23 protein-coding genes are annotated in these 24,105 nt (G+C 69.1%); 12 read left to right on the top strand and 11 right to left on the bottom strand.

Translation table 11 applies throughout. The features are described from left to right. Positions 1-70: 70 nt before the first annotated feature. Positions 71-1,900 (bottom strand): methyl-accepting chemotaxis protein, encoded by a 1,830-nt coding sequence (locus tag CS062_RS17090; protein ID WP_099862795.1) that lies wholly within the window; start codon positions 1,898-1,900, stop codon positions 71-73. A gap of 177 nt (positions 1,901-2,077) precedes the next feature. On the opposite strand from CS062_RS17090, the gene CS062_RS17085 reads away from it, so the two are divergent. Further along, complete coding sequence (locus CS062_RS17085) at positions 2,078-2,857, top strand: type III pantothenate kinase (RefSeq protein ID WP_099862794.1); 780 nt, start codon at positions 2,078-2,080, stop codon at positions 2,855-2,857. A gap of 51 nt (positions 2,858-2,908) precedes the next feature. Here CS062_RS17085 and CS062_RS17080 read toward each other — a convergent pair whose 3' ends face one another. The 9 genes from CS062_RS17080 to CS062_RS17040 all read right to left on the bottom strand — a co-directional run bounded on the left by CS062_RS17080 (position 2,909) and on the right by CS062_RS17040 (position 11,055). Further along, positions 2,909-3,397 (bottom strand): tautomerase family protein, encoded by a 489-nt coding sequence (locus CS062_RS17080; protein WP_199174271.1) that lies wholly within the window; start codon positions 3,395-3,397, stop codon positions 2,909-2,911. 92 nt (positions 3,398-3,489) lie between these two features. After that, positions 3,490-3,909: a nuclear transport factor 2 family protein gene (locus CS062_RS17075; protein WP_158238815.1), complete on the bottom strand. Its 420-nt coding sequence runs from the start codon at positions 3,907-3,909 to the stop codon at positions 3,490-3,492. Between the two features lie 99 nt (positions 3,910-4,008). Then, complete coding sequence (locus CS062_RS17070; RefSeq protein ID WP_099862792.1) at positions 4,009-4,257, bottom strand: hypothetical protein; 249 nt, start codon at positions 4,255-4,257, stop codon at positions 4,009-4,011. Between the two features lie 130 nt (positions 4,258-4,387). Then, positions 4,388-5,206, bottom strand: coding sequence for a nucleotidyltransferase domain-containing protein (locus tag CS062_RS17065; protein WP_099862791.1), 819 nt, complete (start codon positions 5,204-5,206; stop codon positions 4,388-4,390). Positions 5,207-5,235: 29 nt separating this feature from the next. Beyond that, the gene (gene hslU / locus CS062_RS17060; protein WP_099862790.1) at positions 5,236-6,582 is read right to left on the bottom strand and encodes an ATP-dependent protease ATPase subunit HslU; all 1,347 of its coding nucleotides are present in this window, start codon (positions 6,580-6,582) and stop codon (positions 5,236-5,238) included. Between the two features lie 19 nt (positions 6,583-6,601). After that, complete coding sequence (gene hslV, locus CS062_RS17055; protein ID WP_099862789.1) at positions 6,602-7,162, bottom strand: ATP-dependent protease subunit HslV; 561 nt, start codon at positions 7,160-7,162, stop codon at positions 6,602-6,604. A 198-nt stretch (positions 7,163-7,360) separates the two neighbouring features. Then, positions 7,361-9,115 (bottom strand): hypothetical protein, encoded by a 1,755-nt coding sequence (locus CS062_RS17050; protein ID WP_099862788.1) that lies wholly within the window; start codon positions 9,113-9,115, stop codon positions 7,361-7,363. A gap of 34 nt (positions 9,116-9,149) precedes the next feature. Then, positions 9,150-9,785 carry an RNA polymerase-binding protein DksA gene (gene dksA, locus CS062_RS17045; protein ID WP_175538132.1) on the bottom strand — a complete coding sequence of 212 codons (636 nt, stop codon included), beginning with the start codon at positions 9,783-9,785 and terminating at the stop codon, positions 9,150-9,152. A gap of 148 nt (positions 9,786-9,933) precedes the next feature. Continuing rightward, positions 9,934-11,055 (bottom strand): CobW family GTP-binding protein, encoded by a 1,122-nt coding sequence (locus CS062_RS17040; RefSeq protein WP_099862787.1) that lies wholly within the window; start codon positions 11,053-11,055, stop codon positions 9,934-9,936. A gap of 122 nt (positions 11,056-11,177) precedes the next feature. On the opposite strand from CS062_RS17040, the gene CS062_RS17035 reads away from it, so the two are divergent. The 7 genes from CS062_RS17035 (at position 11,178) to CS062_RS17005 (ending at position 19,263) form a co-directional block, all read left to right on the top strand. Next, positions 11,178-12,062 (top strand): CorC family transporter, encoded by an 885-nt coding sequence (locus CS062_RS17035; RefSeq protein ID WP_233218109.1) that lies wholly within the window; start codon positions 11,178-11,180, stop codon positions 12,060-12,062. Between the two features lie 14 nt (positions 12,063-12,076). Further along, the gene (gene lnt, locus CS062_RS17030; protein WP_233218108.1) at positions 12,077-13,606 is read left to right on the top strand and encodes an apolipoprotein N-acyltransferase; all 1,530 of its coding nucleotides are present in this window, start codon (positions 12,077-12,079) and stop codon (positions 13,604-13,606) included. A gap of 99 nt (positions 13,607-13,705) precedes the next feature. Beyond that, entirely contained in the window at positions 13,706-14,680 is a 975-nt protein-coding gene (gene glyQ, locus CS062_RS17025; RefSeq protein WP_099862785.1) for a glycine--tRNA ligase subunit alpha, read from the top strand. Positions 14,681-14,699: 19 nt separating this feature from the next. After that, complete coding sequence (gene glyS, locus CS062_RS17020) at positions 14,700-16,841, top strand: glycine--tRNA ligase subunit beta (RefSeq protein ID WP_099862784.1); 2,142 nt, start codon at positions 14,700-14,702, stop codon at positions 16,839-16,841. Between the two features lie 44 nt (positions 16,842-16,885). Next, positions 16,886-17,536: a D-glycero-beta-D-manno-heptose 1,7-bisphosphate 7-phosphatase gene (gene gmhB / locus CS062_RS17015; protein WP_233218107.1), complete on the top strand. Its 651-nt coding sequence runs from the start codon at positions 16,886-16,888 to the stop codon at positions 17,534-17,536. Further along, positions 17,536-18,345, top strand: coding sequence for a lysophospholipid acyltransferase family protein (locus CS062_RS17010; protein WP_099862783.1), 810 nt, complete (start codon positions 17,536-17,538; stop codon positions 18,343-18,345). The genes gmhB and CS062_RS17010 overlap by 1 nt, the downstream gene beginning before the upstream one ends. 15 nt (positions 18,346-18,360) lie before the next feature. Next, complete coding sequence (locus CS062_RS17005; protein WP_099862782.1) at positions 18,361-19,263, top strand: M48 family metallopeptidase; 903 nt, start codon at positions 18,361-18,363, stop codon at positions 19,261-19,263. Positions 19,264-19,592: 329 nt separating this feature from the next. Here the strand turns inward: CS062_RS17005 and CS062_RS17000 are convergent, their stop codons facing one another. After that, complete coding sequence (locus tag CS062_RS17000; RefSeq protein WP_099862781.1) at positions 19,593-20,648, bottom strand: MBL fold metallo-hydrolase; 1,056 nt, start codon at positions 20,646-20,648, stop codon at positions 19,593-19,595. Between the two features lie 45 nt (positions 20,649-20,693). Here CS062_RS17000 and CS062_RS16995 point away from each other — a divergent pair, with 45 nt between their 5' ends. The 4 genes from CS062_RS16995 to CS062_RS16980 all read left to right on the top strand — a co-directional run bounded on the left by CS062_RS16995 (position 20,694) and on the right by CS062_RS16980 (position 24,095). After that, complete coding sequence (locus tag CS062_RS16995; RefSeq protein WP_099862780.1) at positions 20,694-21,155, top strand: MerR family transcriptional regulator; 462 nt, start codon at positions 20,694-20,696, stop codon at positions 21,153-21,155. 58 nt (positions 21,156-21,213) lie between these two features. Continuing rightward, positions 21,214-21,606, top strand: coding sequence for an adenosylmethionine decarboxylase (gene speD / locus CS062_RS16990; RefSeq protein WP_099862779.1), 393 nt, complete (start codon positions 21,214-21,216; stop codon positions 21,604-21,606). 103 nt (positions 21,607-21,709) lie between these two features. Continuing rightward, positions 21,710-22,975 carry a YjgN family protein gene (locus tag CS062_RS16985; protein ID WP_099862778.1) on the top strand — a complete coding sequence of 422 codons (1,266 nt, stop codon included), beginning with the start codon at positions 21,710-21,712 and terminating at the stop codon, positions 22,973-22,975. A gap of 16 nt (positions 22,976-22,991) precedes the next feature. Continuing rightward, positions 22,992-24,095, top strand: a complete 1,104-nt coding sequence (locus tag CS062_RS16980; RefSeq protein ID WP_158238814.1) for a M48 family metallopeptidase — start codon at positions 22,992-22,994, stop codon at positions 24,093-24,095. Positions 24,096-24,105 lie beyond the last annotated feature (10 nt).

Below are 24,105 nucleotides of genomic sequence, written 5' to 3'. Positions count from 1 at the left end.
CCGGCGATGCCGCCGGCGGAGACCTGCCAGGGGCGGAGGGAGCCTCGATCACCGAGGCCGTTGCGCTGGATCAGAACGTCTCCCAGTCGTCGCCCGGTGCGGACGTGGCGCTGGGACCGGGAGAGGTGGCTGGCGCCGGCTTGGGAGTGGGCGGCGTCGTGAGGGCGGGGCGGGCCTTGACGACCGAAGGGGCAGGCGCCCTGGGGGTCGACGGGGCGGCGGCGGCCGGCTTGGCCATCACCGGCTTCGCGGTCGGCGGCTTTGCCGTCGAGGCGGCGACAGCGGGCTTCGGTGCCGGAGCCGATGTCCGCGCTAATGGCGGTGGCGGCACCACGACCGCCGGGTCGTTCGATCCAGGCTTGGGATCGCTGACCTTGAAATGCCCGACCAGGGCGGTGAGCTTGCGCGCCTGGTCGCTGAGCGACTCGGCCGCGGCGGCGGACTCTTCGACCAGCGCCGCGTTCTGCTGCGTCATCTGGTCCAGCTGCGCCACCGAGCCGTTGACACTGCCGATGCCCTGGCTCTGCTCGACGGTGCTCGCGCTGATCTCGCCAATGATGTCCGACACCCGCTGCACGCTGGCGACGATCTCCGTCATCGTGGCGCCGGCATCGCGCACCAGCTGGGAGCCGGCCTCGACCTTGGCCACGCTGTCGCCGATCAGCGCCTTGATCTCGCGCGCCGCGCCCGCGCTGCGCTGCGCCAGCGCCCGGACCTCCGAGGCCACCACCGCGAATCCCTTGCCGTGCTCGCCGGCGCGCGCCGCCTCCACCGCGGCATTCAGCGCCAGGATGTTGGTCTGGAAGGCGATGCCGTCGATGGTCCCGATGATGTCGTTGATCTTCTTGGCCGAGGCGTCGATCTGCGCCATCGTCCCCACCACCTCGCCCACCACCGTGCCGCCGCGCTCGGCGACCTCGGCCGCGCTGCCCGCCAGCTGGTTGGCGGTGCGCGCGCTGTCGGCGCTCTGTTGCACCGTGCCGGTCAGCTGCGCCAGCGAGGACGCCGCGTGCTGCAGGTTGGAGGCCGTCTGCTCGGTGCGGTGGCTCAGGTCCTGGTTGCCGCTGGCGATCTCCTGGCTGGCCGTCTGCATGCCGTCCGCACTGGCCCGCACCTCGCGGATCACCTTGCGGAGCGAGCTCTTCATCGCGGCCAGTGCGCGCTGCACGTCGCCGATCTCGTCCTGGCTGTAGTCACGGTCGACATGGAACAGGTCGCCCTCGCCGATGCGTTCGGCCTCGGCCATCAGCGACTTCAGCGGCGCCGAGATCGTGCGCACGAAGTAGGCGGTGGCCAGGGCCAGCAGGCCCACGATCAGCGCCATCAGCGCCGCCACGCCCCACACGGTGCGCATGCGCTCGGCCCCCGCGGCCTCCCGCAGCGCCGCTGAACGCTGCTGCTGCAGCGTGACGAAGTCCTGTTGCGCGACCAGGTACTGCTCGATGGCCGGCACGACCTTCTGCCGCAGCGCCTGGTGCGCGCCGCTCACATCGCCGCCGGCCTTGAGCTTGTTGGCCTCGTTGCGCGTGGCGATGTAGGCCTGGCGTCGTTCGGCGATCCGCGCCATCGCGGCCTTGTCGTCGTCGCCTTCGGCGAGGGCCTCGAGCTGCTTCTGGATCGTGCTGATCGTCTCGGTGGTCTTGGCGATGTCGCCCTTCATCGCATCGGCAACCGCGTTGTCGTTGGCCGCCAGCCCGGCCTGCACGCGACTCGCGTTGGCCTCGGTGAGGCCGCGCCAGCGCAGCGCCAGCTCGAAGCGCTGCTGCTGCCTCTCCTGGGTCGCCTGGGCGACTTCCAGCAGGCTGCGCGTGCGCGAGGCCGCCCCCAGCGACATGACGATCGTCATGACGGACATGACGGCAACAGGAATCCAGAGTCGCGTGGCGATCGAGAACTTCATCGGTCTGGCGCCTTGTGTTGGGTCGGAAGCCGCCCCGGGATGGTGCGGTTGACCTGCATCCCATCCTAAATCGGCCGAAGGGGGCACCGGCTTGAGGACAAACACTGCTAACCTGCCGCCCTGACTCGCGCCGGCCGCCCGATCCCGTAGAACTGCACAGAAGGTCCCGCCACGCCCATGAGCTTCCTGGCCATCGACATCGGCAACACGCGCCTCAAGTGGGCGCTTTACGCGAGCCCGCAGCCGGGCAGCCCGATGCTGGCGCACGGCGCGCAGTTCCTCGAGAACATCGAGAAGCTGGCCGAGCACGACTGGGCCAGGCTGCCGGCGACGCCGGGCAGCATGCTCGGCAGCAATGTCGCCGGCGACGCGATGCGGCATCGTGTCGAGGAGCAGATGGAGCTGTGGGACATCGAACCGCGCTGGGTGGCCTCGTCGGCGCAGGCCGGCGGCGTGACCAACGGCTACGACCATCCGGGGCGCCTGGGCGCGGACCGCTTCGTCGCGCTGATCGGCGCACGGCACCACGTGCTCGCGCGCATGCGGGGGCAGACGCCGCGACCGGCACTGGTGGTGATGGTGGGCACCGCGGTGACCGTGGATGCGCTCGACGCCGAGGGCAGGTTCCTCGGCGGGTTGATCCTGCCGGGGCACGGGATCATGCTGCGTTCGCTGGAAGGCGGCACCGCCGGCCTGCGGGTGCCGACCGGCGAGGTGCGCGAGTTCCCGACCAACACCTCGGATGCGCTCACCAGCGGCGGCAATTACGCGATCACCGGCGCGATCGAGCGGATGCACCGCCACATCGTCAAGCGCTGCGGGCAGGAGCCGGTCACCTTGATGACCGGCGGCGCGGGCTGGAAGGTCTCGCCGGCGCTGGACATCCCGCACGAGCTGATCGACTCGCTGATCTTCGACGGGCTGCTGGCGCTGCAGGCGCATCGCCTGGCGCTGTAGCCGCAGGCGCCAGGCCAGGCTTCGGGGGCGAGCCGATCGCGTCGAGCGCGCTTACACGTCGACCTTGAACCCGAGGTCGATTTCCGAGGCCGGCTGCCCGCCGCGCAGACCCCAGTTCTCCCGCTCGACCTCGTTCAGCGTGATCGTGATGTGGTCGGCAGGGATGTCGAGCTCGCCGAGACGATCGACGATCGCGCGATAGAGCCGGCGCTTGGCTTCGATCGTCCGGCCGGCGAAGGCCGTCACCGTGACGAGGGTGTAGCACTCGGGCCGCGAGAGCCGCGGTGGATGGATGAAGCGATGCGGCTCGTAGGCGATTAGGCGCACGCAGCGGTCCTCGGGCGGAATCCGGAAGCCGTCGACCAGCGCTGCCTGCACGGCTTCGATCAACTGGGCTTCCTGCTCCGGGGAACAGGCACGGCGGATCTCGATGAGGGTGCTGGGCATGGGCGCTGCGGTGAGGGACGACGGGAGCGCGAGCTTATCGCGGCCCATGCGGAGCGAGACATGGAAGTGCGGCATGACGGGACGGGTGTCCATGCATTGAGGAGCGGCCAGTCTCGCCATCCCGTTCGAGGGCAGCATGAGCGGGCGGTGAGGCCGGCGTGAAGTCCTCGCCGGCCGTCGGGCGCTCAGCGCGCCACGACCTGCCGGCTCTGGAAGTCGACCGGCACCGAGCTGTGCTGATGGACGACGCGCCACCGGTCCTGCTCGCGTCGCATCAGCACGGTCAGGCGGTTCTCGATTGCGCGCAGCGCCTCGCCGCCGGCATCGAGCGCGGTGAACGCCAGCGTCGCCACGCCGCCCGCGACCTGCGTGTCACACCAGGTTGTCACGTCCGTCGCGGTGACCCGCACGCGCACGTCCTGGATGCCGTCGAACCAGGCGGCGATCATGCCGCCCCAGTCGTCGCGGCCGGCGTAGTGCCAGCGGTCCCAGCTGTCGAAGACCTGGACGTCCTGCGCATAGAGGTCCAGGAAGCGCGTGAGGTCGCGCTCGAGGACGGCGGTCGCGTAGTCGCCGAGGAAGGCATGGATCGGGTCATCGGTCATCATGTGTCTCCTTGAAGCGGGATGGCTTCCCGGGGACGACGATCGAGGGCGGCGGATTTCGACGGGGGCGGCGACCGGCCGGCGCCCACCGCTCGCCGATCACTGGGCCACTTGATGATGCAGGCGCCAGTCGCGCTGCCACCGCGCGACGTGATACAGCAGCACGCCGACGGAACTCAGCCAGAACATGCCGAGCCACAGGCCGACGACCTTGAGGGTGAAGACCATGTCCCCGTCACAGCGGCCGCTGGCGTCGCAGGGCGAGGGCACGTAGACATCGATGAGCAGTGCGGTGGAGAGGTTCCAGACCAGTAGTCCCAGGAGGACGGAAACGAGCAGGCGATTCATGGCGGATGGGTTCCTTTCCTGGTGGAGAGGCGCCCAGTCTGGCCATCGGATCGGTGCTCAGCATGAGCCCGGTGTGAGCGCAGGGTGAGCCTGCCGTGCGCCGCACGATAGCCGGCTCGCAAGAAGTTCTTCAGCCCGCCCAGCTTTCCCGCAGCACGTCGCGGAACAACTCCGACAGCAGCGGCTCGACCTCCGGCCGGTCGTGGGCCGGCAGTTCCAGGCCCTCGATGCGGTCGAGTTCATGTTCGATGAAGCGCTGGATCGGGACCACCTGTGCGGACATTCCAAGCTCTGCTGTGTTGCGCTTCAACTCAAGCAGGTCGTCGATGGCATCGGGCAACCCCGGTTCATCCCGAACGGTGTCGAGCAGGCGATGAAATTCGATGGGCGCGGGGCACTGGTGGCGCTCCAGCCATCGGACCGCGAGCAGCGGACGAAGCACGTAGAAGTACTTCTTCAACGGAACCTGCTCGGTCTGCAGGTAGCCGCGGAAGTTGGTCTTGGCCATGCTGCGATAGTGATGGATGCCGCGCACGATCGAGTACACAACGGGCAGCAGTTCGAGCGCCCGTGCGTGGAAGGAGCCGCGGCTTTCGTAGACGATCGGTGACTGGATCCACTCGACGAAGCCCGGATTGGAGCTACGGAACAGGCGCAGCGCCTTGCGAAGGTCCCAGCCGTTGATATCCATCTCATCGACGATGGGGTACTCGATCACATCGCGTTGTTCCTCGAGGCCGACGGACAGATACCACTCCTGCTGGTTCACGTAGATGAAGCGGGCATCGAAGTCGCTGTCGGGCGAGGCGAAACCCCAGGCGCGGCTGCCCGATTCGACGGCGAGCAACACCCGCACGTCATGCTCGGTCTCGGCACGCCGCAAGCGCGATCGGATTTCCGCGCGCGCGGAGGTAGGGATGACGGACAGGTCGGTCAGGGGAGTGCTCATGGGCGCATTCTGGCGCCGTCACGCGCTCCCTACAGGATGAACCGGCTCAGGTCCTCGTTCTGCGCCAGCGCGCCGAGCTTCTCGTCGACCTGCGCGCCGGCGATCGTGACGGTCTTGCCGGCATGCTTGTGCGCGTCGAAGCTGATGTCGTCCAGCAGCCGCTCCAGCACCGTCGCCAGGCGGCGCGCGCCGATGTTCTCGGTGCGCTCGTTGACCTCGAAGGCGATCTGCGCCAGCCGGCGGATGCCGTCCGCGCTCAGCTCCAGCGTCAGCCCTTCCGTCGCCAGCAGCGCCTGGTACTGCTTGACCAGGCTCGCATGCGTGCTCGACAAAATGGCTTCGAAGTCCTCCACCGACAGCGACTTCAGCTCCACCCGGATCGGGAAGCGCCCCTGCAGTTCGGGAATCAGGTCGCTGGGCTTGCTCAGGTGGAAAGCGCCCGACGCGATGAACAGGATGTGGTCGGTCTTCACCATCCCGTACTTCGTGTTGACCGTCGTGCCCTCGACCAGCGGCAGCAGGTCGCGCTGCACGCCCTGGCGCGACACGTCCGCGCCGCCGCTGTGCTCGGCGCGCGTGGCCACCTTGTCGATCTCGTCGATGAAGACGATGCCGTTGTCCTGCGCGTGTGCCAGCGCCGCGGTCTTGATCTCGTCCTCGTTGACCAGCTTGGCGGCTTCTTCCTCGACCAGCAGCTTCATCGCCTCGGCGATCTTGAGCTTGCGCGCCTTCCTGCGTTCCTGCCCCATCTGCGAGAACAGGCCCTTGAGCTGTTCCGCCATCTCTTCCATGCCCTGAGGACCGACGATCTCCATCGACGGCCGGGCCTCGGCCAGTTCGATCTCGATCTCCTTGTCGTCCATCGACCCCTCGCGCAGCCGCTTGCGCATCACCTGCCGCGCGGTGTTGTCGCCGCCGGCACTGTCCGCCGCCGGCGCGAAGCCGGTCGACGAGCGCGGCGGCGGCACCAGCGCGTCGAGGATGCGCTCCTCGGCCGCATCCTCGGCCCGCGCGCGCTGGAAGCGCATCTGGCGCTCACGCTCCTGCTTGACCGCGATGTCGACCAGGTCGCGCACGATGCTGTCGACGTCCTTGCCGACATAACCGACCTCGGTGAACTTGGTCGCCTCGACCTTGATGAAGGGCGCGTCGGCCAGCTTGGCCAGGCGGCGCGCGATCTCGGTCTTGCCCACGCCGGTGGGGCCGATCATGAGGATGTTCTTCGGCGTGATCTCGCCACGCAGCTTCTCGTCGACCTGCTGGCGCCGCCAGCGGTTGCGCAACGCGATCGCGACGGCGCGCTTGGCGTCGGCCTGGCCGACGATGTGCCGGTCGAGTTCGGAGACGATCTCCTGCGGGGTCATGCTGCTGCTCATTCGTGTGCTCCGGCGCCGGTCAGTCCAGCGTCTCGATCGTGTGGTTGCCGTTGGTGTAGATGCAGATCTCGCCGGCGATCACCAGCGATTGCTTGACGATGTCCACCGCGCTCAGCTCGCTGTGGTTGAGCAGCGCCTTGGCCGCCGCCTGGGCATACGCGCCGCCGCTGCCGATGGCGACGATGCCCTGCTCGGGCTCCAGCACGTCGCCGTTGCCGGTGATGATCAGCGAGGCGGTGCGGTCGGCCACCGCCAGCATCGCCTCCAGGCGGCGCAGCACCCGGTCGGTGCGCCAGTCGCGGGTCAGGTCCACCGCCGCGCGCACCAGATGGCCCTGGTGCTTCTCGAGCTTGGCCTCGAAGCGCTCGAACAGGGTGAAGGCATCGGCCGTCGCGCCGGCGAAGCCGGCCAGCACCTGGTTCTTGTAGAGCTTGCGCACCTTGCGGGCGGTCGACTTCACGACGATCGAGCCCAGCGTCACCTGGCCGTCGCCGCCGATCGCGACCTGGTTGCCGCGCCGCACGCTGACGATGGTGGTGCCGTGGTACGGCGGAAGCGGGGAAGAGTGGTCTTGGGACATGGTGGATCGGACGTGCGGGGACGCCTTGAACGTCATGAAGGTCTCACGTGGGTTCCCGCATGGGAATCACAAGGTGAGGAAAAGAGAGCGGCCCCGCCTGTGCGAATGCCGGTTGACGATGTCGATGATCGGACATCCGGATGAAGAACGGGGCCAGAGGCCCCGTGGTCGCGAAGGTCGAAGCCGGCGCGGCAGCCGTCAGACGTGCCGCACCTTGACCCTGGCGTGCTCGTTGATGCCCATGGCGCCGAAGAACAGCGCCACCAGCCGGTGGGCGTCGGTGAACTGCACCGCACGGTTCTCGCTGCGGCGCGCCAGCACCCAGTTCAGCAGGTCGCCCGCGGCCATGAAGTCCAGGCGGATCAGCTTCGGGCAAGCGATCGTCACCAGCGACGCGCCGCCGAGCTGCTCGGTCATCAGCGCCAGCGTCTCGCTGATGTCGCCGCTCAACTGGCCGGACAGCTCCATCAGCGCCGCGGTGTTGACCGCGTCGGTCATCGTCGACTCCAGGAAGGCGATGCCGGTGTCCATCGCCGCCGGCTGGATCGAGGAGGGCGAGCTCGTCGACAGCGCATTGCCGCTGATGCGGACATGGCAGAGCGCCTTCTCCCAGCTGGGCGGCGACACCTCGTAGGTGACGCAGTAGTCGATCGCGACCTCGTCGAACTGGTCCGGGCGATTGGCCAGGCGCAGCGCTTCGAGGCGCAGCATCCACAGGATCGGATCCGCGTCGCGGCTGCCGACCGGGGCCTGTTCCCTCAGCACATTGAAGAAGTGATCGCCGGACAGCCAGCGCAGGTCCAGCGCCTGCTGCGCCCAGGCGCGGAACAGGTCGCGCAGCTTGGCGCAGGCCTCGATGTCGATCTGGCGCAGCGGCGCCCAGTCGATCACCCACGGCATCGGCAGGTTCTCGCAGCGGGTGCGCATCTGCGTCACCGCCTCGGTGTCCAGGTATTCCGGCGCCGTCCAGGAGACGCTGCTCGCGCGGCCGCGCGGAGCGCGCTCCTCCTGCACGGCCGCGGCCACCAGCTTGGGCAGCGAGAACCATTGCGGCGAGGAGAGTCCGAACTGCTGGGCGTAGTCGTTGGCCAGTTGCTCGAACTTGCCCTGCTGGCCGGTCGCCCGGTACAGGTCGAACAGCACCAGCCAGGTGTCGGCATGTTCGTGGCGCGCGCCGCCCGGCCGGGTCAGGTCGATCAGGCTGCGCTCGCAGTGCTCGTAGTCGGCATTGGCGAAGGCGATCACGGCCTCGTCCAGCTCGGCATCGTGGACGACCTCGCTGACCTCGACCTGCGGATCGGCGACACGGAAGCTCAGCGTCGGGATTTCCTTCTTCAGCTCGGGAATCGGCGCGGGTCCGCCAGCCGGCGACAGCGGGGCCATGCCACCGCCCATCGAGGCCGCGGCCGGCGCCGGCGACAGGTCCAGCCGCTCGATGTCGGCGGGCGCGGCGTGATCGGACACCCGTGCGCCGATCTGGTCCGCCGGCTGGGTCGCGGCGAAATTGACCGGTCGCGTGCTGGTGTCGAAGAAGCCGGGCGGATGCTGGCCCTGCACCTGCGTGGGGACGAAACCTTCGCCCACCATCTGCTGCTCGATCTGGTCGATCTTGGCCTTGACGCTGGCTTCATCGCGGCGCGCGCCCTGGATCTCGCTGATGCGGCCCAGTTCGTCGATGCCGGAGGTCGCATGGCCGCCGAGCGCGGCGAGTTGCTCAGGCGTCAGGCCCTCGCGGCGAATCTTGCGCAGCATGTCGAGCTCGCGCTTGCGCACGAAATCGTTGCGCCGCTTGCGCTCCACCATGGCCCGCAGCTCGGCCTTGGCGGCATCGGCCTCGGGATCGTCCTGGCGGGAGTTGATCTCCGCCCAGTCGGTCGTCGGATTGGCGACGAAGCGCGCCACCTTGCGGAAGAAGCTCTCGCCTTCTTTGGTGCCGTCTTTGGGGTCGGTCATGCTCTGGCGGACCTTGCTTTGCGCGATGTCCGGCTCAATCGCCGAACATCTTCTGCTTCAGCTCGCGGCGCTGCTGCGCTTCCAGCGACAGCGTGGCGGTCGGGCGGGCGATCAGACGACCCAGGCCGATCGGCTCGCCGGTTTCGTCGCAGTAGCCGTACTCGCCGCTTTCCAGGCGCTGCAGCGATTGCATGATCTTCTTCAGCAGCTTGCGCTCGCGGTCGCGGGTGCGCAGTTCCAGGGCGTGCTCTTCCTCGATCGTGGCGCGGTCGGCCGGGTCGGGGACGATGGACGTGTCCTCGCGCAGGTGTTCGGTCGTCTCGCCGGCGTTGGACAGGATGTCTTCCTTCAGCTGCGTCAGCTTGGCGCGGAAGAAGTCGACTTGCTTGTCGTTCATGTACTCGCTGTCCGGCATCGCCAGCACTTCGGCGTCGGTCAGTTCGGCACCGGCCTTGGATTTCCAGGCAGACGAGAGTTTGGGATCGGTCTTCACGGCAGGGCGGCTGTTCTGGTTCGTTGATGTCGGGGTCGAGGGCCGGACAGGGCTGTCCAGCAGAGAGACCGTGCTGTCGGGCGCGTCCGCGTCGGCGGGTTTGCCTGCCGCCGGAGCCTTGGCCACCTTGGCGGCGGCCTTGGGCGCGGCGGTCTTGGAGGCCGGTGTCTTGCTCACGTTCACTCTCCTAGCGGCTCTTTATACCTGCTCGACATGAGAAGCCGGGGCTTCCCGCGGTTGCGCAGGGGCCTGGTTCGGGCGCGGCGGATTGTAGCCACCTCCGCCGTCGCGCCGCCGATGGGTTTGACCATCGGTCAGTGTGGCACTAAGCCAGGCAGCCTTCCAGCCCCTGCATGAGGATGTCCTTCGGCAGATCGATGCCGATGAACACCATCTTGCTGATCTTCTTCTCCTCGGGCATCCACTTCGGGCCGAGGTCGGAACCCATCAGCTGGTGCACCCCCTGGAAGATCACCTTCTTGTCGGTGCCCTTCATGTTCAGCACGCCCTTGTAGCGCAGCATCTTCGGGCCGTACACCTGCACGATCGCGCCCAGGAAGTCCTCCAGCTTGGCCGGGTTGAACGGACGCTCCGAGCGGAAGACGAAGGACTTCACGTCGTCGTCATGGTGGTGATGGTGCGGGTGGTCGCAGTGCTCGTCATGCTCATGGTCGTGATGATCGTGGTCATGGTCATGACCGTGGTCGTGCGCATGGTCGTGGTCGTCCGCGGCCAGGAAGTCGGGATCGATCTCCAGCTTGGCGTTGAGGTTGAAGCCGCGCAGGTCGAAGACGTCCCGGATCGGCACCTCGCCGAAGTGCACCTTGGACTGCGGCGCGCGCGGGTTCATGTGCTTGAGCCGGTGCGACAGCGCGTCCACCGCGGCGTCATCGACGAGGTCGGTCTTGCTCAGGAAGATCTGGTCGGCGAAGCCCACCTGGCGGCGCGCTTCCTGGCGCGTGTCGAGCTGCTCGTTGGCGTGCTTGGCGTCGACCAGCGTCAGGATCGAGTCGAGCAGGAAGGTCTCCGCGATCTCGTCGTCCATGAAGAAGGTCTGCGCGACCGGGCCCGGGTCGGCCAGGCCGGTGGTCTCGATGACCACCCGTTCGAAGTCCAGCTCGCCCTTGCGGCGCTTGGCGGCCAGGTCGGCCAGCGTGGTGCGCAGGTCCTCGCGGATGGTGCAGCAGACGCAGCCGTTGCTGAGCTGGATGATCTGCTCCTGCGTGTCGCTGACGAGGATGTCGTTGTCGATGTTCTCCTCGCCGAACTCGTTCTCGATGACGGCGATCTTCTGGCCGTGCGCCTCGGTCAGCACGCGCTTGAGCAGCGTCGTCTTGCCCGAGCCGAGGAAGCCCGTGAGGATGGTGGCGGGGATCAGCCCCGTGGCGGGACTCGGGGCGGCGCCGCTGGCGGAACCCGGGGCGGCGGTGTCAGGAACGGACGACATGGTGAACGACCAATCTGTGGAGAAGCTTGGGCCCGGCAACTGGGGGCGGATGACTGTGTTTCAAGCGAATGTCAATGTCAATCGGTTATTCTGGCGCCTCCTCAACGACGGCACACACGACAGTGTCTGATCCCCAGCCTAGTCGGCCCGCCAAGCATGGCGGGCGTGGCAACGACCAACGCGGTCTCATCGATCGCGTCCTCGAATTCCTGCACCCCGGCCCGGACTCGACCAGCGAGCTGATCGAGAACTTCGCCGAAGCGGAGGAGCGCGATCTGATCGCGCCCGAATCGCGCCAGATGCTTGAGGGCGTCCTGCGGATGGCCGAACTCAGCGCCGGCGACGTGATGGTCGCCGCGCCGCGGATGGACCTGCTGGACATCCAGTCGCCGCCCGACGAGTTGCTGGCCGCCGTCATCGATACCGGTCACTCGCGTTTCCCTGTCTATGACGGCCAGCGCGACAACATCATCGGCATCCTGCTGGCCAAGGACCTGCTCAAGCTCCAGCGCGCTCCGGAACTGAACCTGCGCGCGTTGCTGCGCCCGGCAGTTTTCGTGCCCGAGAGCAAGGGCCTCAATGAACTGCTGCGGGATTTCCGTTCCAACCGGAATCACCTGGCCATCGTGATCGACGAATTCGGCAACACCGCCGGGCTGATCACGATCGAGGACGTGCTCGAGGAGATCGTCGGCGAGATCGAGGACGAGTTCGACGTCGGCGATGGCGATGCGGGCATCTACACCCTGGCCGACGGCAGCTACCGCGTCGCGGGCGACGCCGAGATCGACGCGGTCAACACGGCCTTCGGGCTGTCGCTGTCCGATGCCGACTTCGACACCATCGGCGGCCTGGTGGCGCACGAGCACGGCCGCGTGCCGCGCCGTGGCGAGACCGTCGAGGTCGCCGGCCTGCGCTTCTCGGTGATGATCAATCGCGGCGGCGCCGTGCGCTGGTTCAAGGTGACCCGCGCACCGGCGCCCGAGGCCGACGACCACAGCGGCTGATGCGCCGCGGCTCCTTGTCGGACCGGATCGACGGCGGAGCCCGCCCGGGCCGGGCCGCGTGGCTGTTCCATCCGGCGCTCGCGCTCGTCGCCGGGGTGCTGCACACCGCCTCGTTCTCGCCCAGTCCCGCCTGGTGGTTGCAGCCGCTGGCGCTGGCCTGGCTGGTCGCCGCCTGCGAGGGCGTCCGGCCGCGCCGCGCCGCGCTGGCCGGCGCCCTGTTCGGTATCGGCTGGCTGGCGTCGGGGCTGTGGTGGCTCTACATCAGCATGCACGACTTCGGGCACCTGCCCGCGGCCGTGTCCGCGCTGGCGGTGCTGGCGCTGGCGCTGTTCCTCTCCCTCTACTACGCGGCCGGCATGGGCCTGGCCGCCCGCTGGTCCGCCGGCGCGGGGCCGACGCGGCGGGTGCTCGCATTCGCCGCCCTATGGCTGGGCGCGGAGCTCGCCCGCGCCAGCTGGTTCACCGGCTTTCCCTGGATCGCCAGCGGTTATGCGCATGCGCAGGGCCCGTTGGCGGCGCTCGCCCCCTATGTCGGTGTCTACGGCATCACCGCGGTGGCGGCGCTGCTTGCTGCGGCGATGGCGCTGCGCCACTGGGCGCTGCTGGGCGCGCTGGTCGTCGCCATCGGCGTCGCGCAGTTCCTGCCGCGGGAATTCACCCGGCCGAGCGGCATGCTGGCCGTGTCGCTGGTGCAGCCCAACATCCCGCAGGATCAGAAGTTCGACCGCGACCGCTTCGACCAGAACCTCGACCAGCTGACCGCGCTGATCGAATCGGCCCGCGGGCAGATCGTCATCACGCCGGAATCGGTGCTGCCGGTGCCGCTGGCCTTCCTCGACGAGGCGCATATCGCGCGCCTGCGCCGCGACGCCCGGCTGCGGCCGCTGCTGCTGGGCACCTTCCTGGGGAACACGACCGTTGGTTTCGTGAACTCGCTGGCCGGCATCGGCTTCCCGGGCGACTACGACTACGGCAAGCGTCACCTGCTGCCTTTCGGCGAGTTCATTCCGCCCGGCTTCCACTGGTTCGTCAGGGCGATGAACATCCCGATGGACGACCAGGCCAGCGGCACCCACCAGCGCGCGCTGGCCTTCGCCGGCCAGCGCCTGCGGCCGCTGATCTGCTACGAGGACCTGTTCGGCGAGGACGTCGTCGCCAGCGCGCTGGATCACGGCGAGGCGGCCGCCACGGTCTTCGTCAACGCGAGCAACCTGGCCTGGTTCGGGCCGCGGATGGTGCAGGATCAGCATCTGCAGTTCTCGCAGATGCGGGCGCTGGAGTTCCAGCGGCCGATCGTGCGGGCGACCAACACCGGCGCGACCGCCCACGTCGACCATCGCGGAGAGGTCCTGGCCCGGCTGCCGGCGGAGCGGGCCGGCGTGCTCGAGGTCACCGTCGAGGGGCGGACCGGTGCCACGCCGTATGCGCGCTGGCTGTCGGCGGCTGGCCTGTGGCCGCTGTGGGCGCTGGTCGCGCTGGGCCTGCTGCCGGTGCTGGTGCCGGCATGGCGACGCCGTCGCGATGGCGCCCGCCGCGTCGCCTGATCGGGGCGCGCCGCCAGGGGCGGCACGCCGATGCCGCATCCGAGGCGCACATAGAATCGGGCGTTTTGCTCCACCGCCGGCCCGACGGCCCGACGCCTCATGCTGACTTTCCAGCAACTGATCCTCCGCCTGCAGGAATACTGGTCCAAGCAGGGTTGCGCCCTGCTGCAGCCCTATGACATGGAGGTCGGCGCCGGCACCAGCCACACCGCGACCTTCCTGCGCGCGCTGGGTCCCGAGCACTGGAAGGCCGCCTACGTGCAGCCCAGCCGTCGGCCCAAGGACGGCCGCTACGGCGAGAACCCGAACCGCCTGCAGCACTATTACCAGTTCCAGGTCGTGCTGAAGCCGGCGCCGGCCAACATCCTGGAGCTCTACCTCGGCTCGCTCGAAGCGCTGGGCTTCGACCTGAAGAAGAACGACGTCCGTTTCGTCGAGGACGACTGGGAGAACCCGACGCTCGGCTGCTGGGGCCTGGGCTGGGAGGTCTGGCTCAACGGCATGGAGGTGACGCAGTTCACCTACTTCCAGCAGGTCGGCGGCATCGACTGCAAGCCGATCACCGGCGAGATCACCTACGGCCTCGAACGCCTGGCGATGTACCTGCAGGGCAAGGAATCGGTCTACGACCTCGTCTACACCGATGGCCTGACCTATGGCGACGTGTTCCATCAGAACGAGGTCGAGCAGTCGACCTACAACTTCGAGCACAGCGACGTCGACTTCCTGCTGCAGGCCTTCGGCGCCTACGAACGCAAGTCCAAGGACCTCATGGACACGCGGCTGGCGCTGCCCGCCTATGAGCAGCTGCTCAAGGCGGCCCACACCTTCAACCTGCTGGACGCCCGCGGCGCGATCAGCGTGACCGAGCGCGCGGCCTACATCGGCCGCATCCGCAACCTGGCGCGTGCGGTGGCGCAGAGCTATGTCGACAGCCGCGCGCGGCTGGGCTTCCCGATGGCCCCGAAGGCCTGGGCCGACGAGGTCGTCGCGCAGATCGAGAAGAAGAGCGCCGAAGCCGCCGCGAAGTCCGAGAAGGCCGCGGAGAAGTCGGACAAGAAGACCGCTGCCTGACGACGAGGAATACCGCTCCATGACCACGAAGAACCTGCTCGTCGAACTGTTTGTCGAGGAACTGCCGCCCAAGGCGCTGAGGAAGCTGGGCGAGGCGTTCTCGGCGGTGCTGGCCGATGCGCTCAAGGCCCAGGGCCTGGCTCCGGCCGATGCGGCCGTGACCGCCTTCGCCACGCCGCGTCGCCTGGCGGTGCACCTGGCCGGCGTCGCCGCCAAGGCCGCCGACCGCGCCGTGCAGCAGAAGCTGATGCCGGTGGCCGTCGCGCTGGACGCCGCGGGCAATGCCACGCCGGCGCTGCTCAAGAAGCTGGCCTCGGTGGGCGCCGACGCTTCCGTCGTGCCCAGCCTCAAGCGCGCGCCGGACGGCAAGGCCGAGGCGCTGTTCCTGGACACCGTCGTCGCTGGCGTGTCGCTCAAGGACGGCCTGCAGAAGGCGCTGGACGAGGCGCTCGCCAAGCTGCCCATTCCCAAGGTCATGACCTACCAGCTGGCCGACGGCTGGAGCGACGTCAAGTTCGTGCGCCCGGCCCATGGCCTGATCGCGCTGCATGGTGAGGACCTCGTCGAGATCGGCGCGCTGGGCCTCACCGCCGGCCGAACGACGCGCGGCCATCGTTTCGAATCCAAGGCCGAGGCGATCACGGTCCAGAGCGCCGACAGCTATGAGCGCCAGCTTCGGGAAGAGGGCGCGGTGATCGCGTCCTTCGACCAGCGTCGGGACGAGATCGTGCGCCAGCTGCAGGCGCAGGCCGCGCCGCTGGGCCTGACGCCGATCGACGCGCCCGAGCTGCTGGACGAGGTGACCGCGCTGGTGGAACTGCCCAATGTGCTGTCCTGCCAGTTCGAGCCCGAATTCCTGGCCGTGCCGCAGGAGTGCCTGATCCTGACGATGAAGGCCAACCAGAAGTACTTCCCGCTGCTGGACGGCCAGGGCAAGCTGACCCACCGCTTCCTGGTGGTCAGCAACATCCATCCGGACGATGCGTCCAAGGTCATCGAGGGCAACGAGCGCGTCGTGCGCCCGCGCCTGGCCGATGCGAAGTTCTTCTTCGACCAGGACCGCAAGAAGACGCTGGCCTCGCGCGTCGAGGGCCTGGACAAGGTGGTCTATCACGGCAAGCTCGGCAGCCAGGGCGAACGCACCCAGCGCGTGCGCGCGATCGCCCATGCGATCGTCAACCAGCTGCGCATGGCCCAGCATCCGTACACGGTCGAGGCCAAGGACGAGTTCGACGTGCTCGACAGCAAGGCCCAGGAAGCCGCGCTGCTGGCCAAGGCGGACCTGCTGACCGACATGGTCGGCGAGTTCCCCGAGCTGCAGGGGATCATGGGCGGCTACTACGCGCGCCATGAAGGCCTGCGCGACGGCGTGGCCAAGGCGATCGAGGACCACTACAAGCCGCGCTTCGCCGGCGACGCGCTGCCGCGCAACCATACCGGCACGGTCGTCGCGCTGGCGGACAAGCTGGAGACGCTCATCGGCCTGTTCGGCATCGGCCAGCTGCCCACCGGCGACAAGGACCCGTTCGCGCTGCGCCGTCACGCGCTGGGCGTGATCCGCATCCTGGTCGAGAACCACATGCAGCTGTCGCTGCCCGAGTTGATCCAGGGCGCGCTGCCGGCCTTCGGCGAGCTGATCCAGGATCCGACCGAGCCGCTGCTGGGCTTCTTCGCCGACCGCCTGGCGGTGAGCCTGCGCGACCAGGGCTACAGCGCCCAGGAAGTCGACGCGGTGCTGGCGCTGAATCCGGCCCGTCTGGGCGACGTGCCCAAGCGCCTGGGCGCGGTGCGCGCCTTCGCCGCGCTGCCGGAGTCGGCCTCGCTGGCCGCGGCCAACAAGCGGGTGGGCAACATCCTCAAGAAGATCGAGGGCGAGCTGCCGACCGAAGTCCAGCCCGCGCTGCTGACCGAGGCCGCCGAGCAGGCGCTGGCCGACGCGCTCGCCGGCGTGAAGCCGCAGGCCGACGCGCTGTTCGAGCAGCACGACTACGCCGGTTCGCTCAAGGCGCTGGCCGCGCTGAAGGCGCCGGTGGACGCGTTCTTCGACGATGTGATGGTCAACGCCGAGGACCCTGCGCTGCGCGCCAATCGCCAGGCGCTGCTGAAGCAACTGCACGACGCGATGAACCGCGTCGCGGACCTGTCGCGCCTGGCGGCCTGACCGTCCGGTCGCTGCCTTACCCCTGACCCAGAACGGAGCCCGCGATGCCCACCCGGTCCGACCATCCGCATGGCATGAAGCTGGTGATCCTGGGCCGCGACGGCACGATCAACCGCTACCGCGAAGACCACGTGAAGTCGCCCGAGGAACTCGAGCCGCTGCCCGGCGCGCTCGAGGCCGTCGCGCGGCTGAACCACGCCGGCTGGCACACGGTGATGGCGACGAACCAGCCCGGCATCGGCCGCGGGCTGCTGGACATGGCCTCGCTCAATGCGGTGCACCTGCGGCTCAACCAGCTGCTGGCGGAGAAGGGCGGCCGACTGGATGCCGCCTTCTTCTGCCCGCATGCGCCGGAAGAGAACTGCAACTGCCGCAAGCCGCTGCCGGGGCTGGTCGAACAGATCGGCGAGCGCTTCGGCGTGGACCTGCAGCAGGTGCACATGGTCGGCGCCAGCGTGCGCGACCTGCAGACGGCGCACAACGCCGGCTGCGTGCCGCACCTGGTGCGTGGCGACCGCCTGGCCGGCGTCGACGAGGCGCAGCTGCAGGGACAGATCGCGCTGGTGCCCGGTTCGCGCGTGCACCAGGACCTCGCCGCCTTCGCCGAGACCCTGATCCATGAGGAACGCCGCGCGCGCGCCGAGTCGCGTGGCGAATCCGCTGAACCCGATACCGCTCCTGGAGACCTGGGCTGATGCTCATCGCGCTGCGTTCGATCCTCTTCGTCCTCTACCTGATCGTCACCGTCGTGCCCTGGGGCACCGCGGTCGTGGTGTGCTCGCTGTTCCTCAACAGCACGCAGCTGTACTGGATGTGTGCCAACTGGCTGCGTGTGGCGATCTGGGGCGCCCGCTTGATCTGCGGCGTGCGCTGGCGCGTGCGCGGCATGGAGCACCTGCCCACGGATCAGAGCCAGTCGGTGATCCTGCTGTCCAAGCACCAGTCCACCTGGGAGACCTTCGCCTACCCGATGCTGATGCCGCGGCCGCTGGCCTACGTGTTCAAGCGCGAGCTGATCTACATCCCGTTCTTCGGCTGGGCCATGGCGCGGCTGGACATGATCCACATCGATCGCAGCAAGCGCAGCGAGGCCTGGAACAAGGTGGCCGCGCAGGGGCGGCGCATCGCCGGCCTGGGCAACTGGATCATCATGTTCCCGGAAGGCACGCGGGTGGCGCGCGGCAAGACCGGCGACTACAAGACCGGCGGCACGCGGCTGGCCGTCGAGACCGGTGTGCCGGTGGTGCCGATCGCGATGAACTCGGCGAGCTGCTGGCCGCGCAAGAGCTTCCTGCTGCGGCCGGGCGTGGTCGACATTTCCATCGGTCCGATGATCCCCAGCACCGGCCGCACGCCGGCCGACCTGATGAAGGAAGTGCAGGGCTGGATCGAGACCGAGATGCGGGTGCTGGACCCGGCGGCCTATCCGGCCGGCGGCGCGTCCGCGATGACCGGCGTGCCGCCCGCGCCGCCGGCCCCGCCACCCGCGCCGGCCGCCGTCTGATTACACTCGCAGCCCATGCTGCCTTCCAAGCTGCGGGGATTGGGCGCGCTGCTGAACTTCACGCAGCTGTCGCTGTTCGACACCGAGCCCCCGCCCGCGCCTCCGCCTCCCGTACCGAATCCCGTCGCGCCGACGCCGCGCTCGCGCGGTGAGGCCGGCGCGTCGCTGCGCCAGGTCTTGCTGCAGGGGCAGGCGATTCCTTATGAGCTCAAGCGCGCGCGGCGCCGCAGCATCGGCTTCACCGTCAGTGAGGACGGCCTGCGGGTGTCGGCGCCGAAGTGGGTGCCGCTGGGCGACATCGACAACGCGCTGCAGCAGAAGGGCGACTGGATCCTGCGCAAGCTGGTCGAGCAGCGTGAGCGCGCCAAGCGGACGCAGGCGGCCCGGGTCCACTGGGGCGACGGCTGCAGCCTGCCCTATCTGGGCGAGCCGCTGATCGTCGTGCTCGATCCGTCGATGACCGGCACGCGGCTCGACGAGGGCCAGGCCGATCCCCAGCCGACGCTGGCGACGGTGCCGCGCCGCATGCTCTATCTCGGTCTGCCGCAGACCGCGGCGCCGGATCAGATCCGCGACGCGGTGCAGGCCTGGCTGCAGCGCCAGGCGCGGCAGCTGTTCGAGTCCCGCTGCCGGCACTTCGCCGGGCCGCTGGGCGTCACGATGACCGGCCTGCGGCTGTCCTCCGCCCAGACGCGCTGGGGCAGCGCCAGCGCGGACGGCATGATCCGGCTCAACTGGCGGCTCATCCACTTCTCGCCGGCGCTGATCGACTACGTCGTCGCCCATGAACTGGCCCATCTCAAGGAGATGAACCACAGCCCGCGGTTCTGGGCGGTGGTGCGGTCGGTGTTCCCGGAATACGAACTCGCACGCGATCGCCTCAGGCAGGCGGTGCTGCCGCTGATGGACGAGGCCTGAGGCCAGACCGGGAATCCGTCAATCGTTCTCGTTGAGAGCGGTAAACATTCGCATTTCCCCCTTTGGGGGGGCTTGTAGCTGATTTGTGTGGGGCGGCACACTGGATACCGCTGTCATCACTCGCATCTGAGTCAGAACCCCCTCCCGCGTTCCGCTCCCGGCGGCGCTCAGGGTCCCCCAGCCCACCGGCTGCGTCAGGTCGACCCGCGCTCAGAGCCGACAAGCTGATGCATAACAAGGCGCAGCGCCGCCGTCCCGTGATCGGGGCGGCGGCGACTGTCTTTCCGGACCTCGTTGGCCGGCAGCGACCTCTCCCTCCGACCTCGATCTCAGACCGAGAAGCGATGGATGCCGTCCGCGTCCAGCGTCCGGCGCAGCAGCCCGCCCAGCCACAGGCGATGCAGATGGGCCACCGCCTCGCCCATCGCGAAGGTCGTCTGGTGCAGGTCCAGCGGCCGGCGGAACATCATCGGCAGCAGCTCGGCCGCGTGGCAGGGCTTGGCGGTGCAGGCCTCCAGCACTTCGGCCAGCCGCTCCTGGTGATGCTGCTGCAGCTGGTCGATGCGGGCATGCAGCCCCCGGAAGGGCTTGCCGTGGGCGGGCAGCACCAGCGTGTCGGCCGGCAGCGTGCTCAGCCGCGCGATCGAATCCAGGTAGAGCTGCAGCGGATCCGCCTCCGGTTCGACGTCCACCACCGAGACATTGGTGGAGATCCGCGGCAGCACCATGTCGCCCGAGATCATCACGCCCAGCGTCTCGCTGAACAGGCTGATGTGTTCCGGCGCATGGCCATGGCCGACGAGGCAGCGCCAGTCGTGATCGCCGATGCGCACGGTCATGCCGTCCATCAGCCGCCGGAACGCGGGCGGGATCGAGGGGACCATGCTGGGGTAATAGCTCGCGCGGCCGCGGATCTTGTCCAGCGCTGCCGGATCGGTCAGCCCGTGGCTGCCGAAGAAGGCCGCCGCCGCCTCGCCGCCCATGCCGACCGTCGACGAGGACGCCACCCGCGCCAGCTGATAGTCCGTCGCGCTGATCCACAGCCGGCATTGCCAGCGCTCGGTCAGCCAGTGGGCCAGGCCCATGTGGTCCGGATGGAAGTGGGTGACGATCACGCGCAGCACCGGCAGACCGTCCAGGCGCTCGGCGAAGACCCGTTCCCAGTTCGCCTTGGTCGCATCGCTGTGGATGCCGCAGTCGACGATGGTCCAGCCCTCGCGGCCGTCCTGGACGTCGCGCAGCAACCAGAGGTTGATGTGGTCCAGCGCGAAGGGCAGGCCCATCCGCACCCACCGCAGGCCGGGCAGCAGGTCGAGCGCCTCGCCCGGACCGGGGAGGGTGTCGCCCAAGGGGTAGGTGAGTTCCGATTCGCGGGGATTGGCCATGGCTTTAGACTTACGTTTACGTCAACGTCATTTGCCAGTGTAGCCATGAGCCCCTCACCCCGCCCGACCCCGGCCGATGACCTGCCCGAGGACGCGCTGCCCGAAGCCGGCGACAACGCGGGGCCGCTGTTCACCATCACCGAGCTGGCGGCCGAGTTCGACATCACCCCCCGCGCGATCCGCTTCTACGAGGACATGGGCTTGTTGACGCCGGCTCGCGCCGGGCGCAATCGCGTGTACACGCAGCGCGACCGCACGCGGCTGAAGCTGACCTTGCGCGGCAAGCGGCTGGGACTGTCGCTGCAGGAGATCAAGCAGCTGGTGGACATGTACGACAACCAGTCGGACACCGTGCCGCAATTGCGCGCGTTCCTGGGCGTGCTGGACCAGCACCGCAAGCAGTTGCAGCAGCAGCTCAGCGACATCGAAGTGACGCTCGCCGAGATCGCCCAGCACGAGGAGCGCTGCCACGCGCTGCTGGCCGAAGCCGGCCAGCCGGCCGGTTGAGCGCAGCCTGCGGACGAATCGCGGTCCGGCGGGCCCTGCCGGCCTACACTCCGCCGCCATGAACGGCTTGCACCTCACCGCCGACCTGTCCGGCTGTGCGCGCTCGGCGCTGCTGACCGATGCCCGGAGCCTGGCCCGCCAGACCCGCGAGGCGGTGGAGGGGGCCGGGCTGACCGTGGTTGGCGAACACTGGCATCGCTTCCCAGCCGCAGCCGATGGCACGCCGGGCGGCATCACCGGCATGCTGTTGCTGGCCGAGTCGCATGTGGCGCTGCACAGTTGGCCGGAGATCGCCGCGGTGACGCTGGATGTCTACGTCTGCAACTACGGCGGCGACAACTCGGCCAAGGCGCGCGCTGTGATGGCGGCGCTGGTGGCGTTGTTCGAACCGGCCGACGCCCACCAGCAGGCGCTCGAACGGGGGCGCCCCGGCCCCCCCACAGGCCGCTGACACGACCGTGGCGTTTTCCCCGCTCGCCCTGGCGGGGGATCGGCGGGGGCCGCCAGCTTCACTAGACTCTCGCCCGGGCCAGGACGGCCCGGGAGAAGAGGGATTGATCGAGAACAAGATCGAGCTGGAACTGGTGCCCAAGGCACCGCCAGCCGCACCACCGGCGCCGTTGGCGCCCCCGCTGCCGACGCCGCCGGGGCCGCGCGCACCGGTCCTCAAGCCGGCCGTCGCCGCACCGTCGGAGCAGACCGGGCCGATGGCCACCGGCCTGCTCGCGAAGCTGCATGAGCAGCGACTGACCTTCACCGGCACCGGCAGCGAGTACTTCCGCATCTGGGTCGTCAACGCCTTGCTGACGCTGGCGACGCTGGGCATCTACTCCGCCTGGGCGAAGCGCCGCAAGGCGAGCTGGTTCGCGCGGCACACGCTGCTGGCCGGCGACGGCTTCGATTTCCACGGCGATCCGCGTCGCATCCTGATCGGTCGCGTCCTGGCGCTGGCCCTGCTGGTCTGCTACGGCCATGCGTTCGAATGGTCCAAGGGCGCCGGCTTCGCGATGCTGGCGGTGCTCTACGCCTTCGGGCCGATGCTGTTCGCGGGCGCCCAGCGCTTCAAGCTCGGCAACACCAGCTGGCGCGGCGTGCGCTTCGGTTTCCAGGCCAGCGCCGCCACCGTCTACGCCTCCTGCCTGCCGCTGCTGGTGGCCTGGACCGTCGTGTCGGTCGGCGCCGGCATGGGGCTGGGGCCGATCGTCATCGGCGCTGCGGGCCTGGCGGTCGGACTGCTGTTTCCGCTTGCGCACGGCTGGCTCAAGCGCTTCCAGCATCGTCATGCCCGCTACGGCGCGCTCGAGTTCGACTTCCAGCTTCCGGTGCGCAAGTTCTATGGCCTGTACCTGATCCTCGTCGGCGTCGGCCTGGTGGGCGGCTTCGTCGCCGGCATCATCGCCGCGCTGGCGATGGGCACGCTGAAGGCCCTCTTCGGCGCGCAGGCGTCGCTGGTGGCGCTGCTCGCGCCGCTGTCCACGGTCGGGGTGCTGTGGGTGATCGGCTGGCCGATCTACATCGCGCGGCTGCAGAAGCTGATCTGGGACAACACCCGGCTGGCCGGCGGCATCGAGTTCGCTTATGAGTTGCCTGCCTTCTCCCTCTTCAAGACCGTGATGGGCCACGGCCTGCTCACCGTGCTGACCCTGGGCCTGTACTGGCCCTTCCTCGCGGTGCGCATCGCCAAGCTGCGTATCGAGGGCATGACCGTGCTGTCCGACGAGCCGCTGGACACGCTGGTCGTGCGCGCCGCCCAGCGGCGCGGCCGCGGTGCCGTCGGCGACGGCGTGGCCGATGCCTTCGGCCTGGACATCGGCTGGTGAGCGGGGAGACATCGCCATGAGATCGCAGACCTACACCGCCACCGCCCGGTGGTTCGATGGCGTCGAGAACCGCCCGCAGGAGGTGCGCGTGCGCCTGAGCCGCAACCACCTCGAGTTCATGCCCTGGCCGCCGCGCCCGCAGGCCTCCTCCTCGATGCCGCCGTCGGAGGCCGAGCTGGCCGCGTCGCGCCCGTCGCTGCCGGGCCTGCGTCGCTACACCCGCAAGGGCCTGACGGTCGGCGAATGGTGGCGCGGCAGCCCGACGCCGGTCGGCCTGCCCGACGGCGGCACGCTCTGGATCCCGCCCGACAGCGCGATGGGACGCGCGCTGGGCGGCCAGTCGTTGACGACGCAGCTGATCTCGAGCTGGGCGATGGTCCTGTGCTGCCTGGTCGCGCTGATCGCGCTGGTCGCCTGGTTCGACCGCCAGGGCGCCGGCCTGCTGGCGCGCGTGGCGCTGCCGCTGGTGCCCAAGCAGCTCGACATCGCCGTCGGCGACAAGGTGGAGCAGGAGGTGACGGCGCGCTGGCTCAAGCCATCGACCGTGCCGGCGGCGCGGCAGGCCGCGCTGCGCCAGCGCTTCGAGGACATCGCCGGACGGGTGTTCCCGGGCCAGCCCGCCAAGCTGCGTTTCGCGCGGCTGGGCGAGCGTGGCGGCTTCAATGCCTTCGCGCTGCCCAACGGCACGCTGTTCCTGCTCGACGGGATGACGCAGGACCTGACCGACGACGAACTGATGGCGGTGCTGGGCCATGAGGCCGGGCATGTGAAGCATCGCCATGCGATGCGCCACCTGGTGCAGGGCGTCGGCCTGGTGGCCGTGGCCGGCGTGGTGATGGGCGATTTCTCCACCGTCGCGGCCAGTTCGATGGCCTCGGTGCAGACGCTGCGCTACGGGCGCAACGCGGAGCGCGAGGCCGATGCCGAAGCGCAGCGCCTGATCCTGCGCGAGCACCTGCCCAACGAGACCCTGGTCGGCGTGTGGCTCAAGCTGCGCGACGCGATGCGGCGCGACGGCCACACGAGCGAGGGCGTCGAGTGGCTGTCGTCGCACCCGCCGATCAGCGAGCGGCTGGAGAGCGCCCGCCGGGCCGCGCAGAACGCGGACCCGGTGCGCTGACTGGGCAACT

The sequence above is a fragment of the Roseateles chitinivorans genome (assembly GCF_002761755.1).
GTDB lineage: Bacteria > Pseudomonadota > Gammaproteobacteria > Burkholderiales > Burkholderiaceae_C > Roseateles > Roseateles chitinivorans.
This window is presented reverse-complemented; position numbering and strand designations above follow the sequence as displayed.

What these genes read in the sequence shown, in the direction of transcription:
- CS062_RS17090 (WP_099862795.1), bottom strand. Translation starts at nt 1,900, where the DNA reads ATGAAGTTCTCGATCGCCACGCGACTCTGGATTCCTGTTGCCGTCATG.
- CS062_RS17085 (WP_099862794.1), top strand. Translation starts at nt 2,078, where the DNA reads ATGAGCTTCCTGGCCATCGACATCGGCAACACGCGCCTCAAGTGGGCG.
- CS062_RS17080 (WP_199174271.1), bottom strand. Translation starts at nt 3,397, where the DNA reads ATGGACACCCGTCCCGTCATGCCGCACTTCCATGTCTCGCTCCGCATG.
- CS062_RS17075 (WP_158238815.1), bottom strand. Translation starts at nt 3,909, where the DNA reads ATGACCGATGACCCGATCCATGCCTTCCTCGGCGACTACGCGACCGCC.
- CS062_RS17070 (WP_099862792.1), bottom strand. Translation starts at nt 4,257, where the DNA reads ATGAATCGCCTGCTCGTTTCCGTCCTCCTGGGACTACTGGTCTGGAAC.
- CS062_RS17065 (WP_099862791.1), bottom strand. Translation starts at nt 5,206, where the DNA reads ATGAGCACTCCCCTGACCGACCTGTCCGTCATCCCTACCTCCGCGCGC.
- hslU (WP_099862790.1), bottom strand. Translation starts at nt 6,582, where the DNA reads ATGAGCAGCAGCATGACCCCGCAGGAGATCGTCTCCGAACTCGACCGG.
- hslV (WP_099862789.1), bottom strand. Translation starts at nt 7,162, where the DNA reads ATGTCCCAAGACCACTCTTCCCCGCTTCCGCCGTACCACGGCACCACC.
- CS062_RS17050 (WP_099862788.1), bottom strand. Translation starts at nt 9,115, where the DNA reads ATGACCGACCCCAAAGACGGCACCAAAGAAGGCGAGAGCTTCTTCCGC.
- CS062_RS17040 (WP_099862787.1), bottom strand. Translation starts at nt 11,055, where the DNA reads ATGTCGTCCGTTCCTGACACCGCCGCCCCGGGTTCCGCCAGCGGCGCC.
- glyQ (WP_099862785.1), top strand. Translation starts at nt 13,706, where the DNA reads ATGCTGACTTTCCAGCAACTGATCCTCCGCCTGCAGGAATACTGGTCC.
- glyS (WP_099862784.1), top strand. Translation starts at nt 14,700, where the DNA reads ATGACCACGAAGAACCTGCTCGTCGAACTGTTTGTCGAGGAACTGCCG.
- gmhB (WP_233218107.1), top strand. Translation starts at nt 16,886, where the DNA reads ATGCCCACCCGGTCCGACCATCCGCATGGCATGAAGCTGGTGATCCTG.
- CS062_RS17010 (WP_099862783.1), top strand. Translation starts at nt 17,536, where the DNA reads ATGCTCATCGCGCTGCGTTCGATCCTCTTCGTCCTCTACCTGATCGTC.
- CS062_RS17005 (WP_099862782.1), top strand. Translation starts at nt 18,361, where the DNA reads ATGCTGCCTTCCAAGCTGCGGGGATTGGGCGCGCTGCTGAACTTCACG.
- CS062_RS17000 (WP_099862781.1), bottom strand. Translation starts at nt 20,648, where the DNA reads ATGGCCAATCCCCGCGAATCGGAACTCACCTACCCCTTGGGCGACACC.
- CS062_RS16995 (WP_099862780.1), top strand. Translation starts at nt 20,694, where the DNA reads ATGAGCCCCTCACCCCGCCCGACCCCGGCCGATGACCTGCCCGAGGAC.
- speD (WP_099862779.1), top strand. Translation starts at nt 21,214, where the DNA reads ATGAACGGCTTGCACCTCACCGCCGACCTGTCCGGCTGTGCGCGCTCG.
- CS062_RS16980 (WP_158238814.1), top strand. Translation starts at nt 22,992, where the DNA reads ATGAGATCGCAGACCTACACCGCCACCGCCCGGTGGTTCGATGGCGTC.